At 37.4% G+C, this 537-nt stretch carries 1 pseudogene; it reads left to right on the top strand.

The window, feature by feature from the left end:
* Nucleotides 1-99 precede the first annotated feature (99 nt).
* Nucleotides 100-537: pseudogene (locus HC175_RS17105) on the top strand (M23 family peptidase); the annotation flags it as partial.

Here is a 537-nt window from a genome sequence, read left to right as displayed (position 1 = left end):
AGAATTACATTTTTTCCTGAACTTTGGAGTACCGAAGAAATGAAAGATTGGGGAAAGCAATGGGTTGAAGAAATGATAACACAATAAAAAATATAAAGAGTGAAGAAGTTTAGTTACCTGCTAATGTTGATGATGGCTTTAACGGCCTGCAATGACCAGCCGAAAAATGAGGAAATAGCCGATAACACTAAAACAGAAAAACCTGAACCTGCAATAATCAGTGAATACGGGTTTATTTTGAATGATTATGAAGTTGTTAGAGACACCATTCGCAATGGCGACAGTTTTGGGGTGATCCTTGGGACTCATGGGGTAAAGCCGAACAAGATCTTTGAAATTGTGAATAAAGTTCGTGACACTTTAAATCCCCGACGAATTGTAGTAGGAAAACCTTATGTTATTTTAAAGGGAAGGGATTCTGCACAAACGCCAAAAGCCTTTATCTATGAGAATGACCTGGTGAATTATACCGTTGTTGATCTAAGAGATAGTATTAGCGCCTATACTGCAAAGAAACCTGTAACCATAACAAAGAAG

It is taken from the genome of Salinimicrobium oceani, from assembly GCF_012037645.1.
The sequence above is the reverse complement of the archived record's forward strand: the minus strand, read 5'-3'. Positions and strand labels throughout refer to the sequence as shown.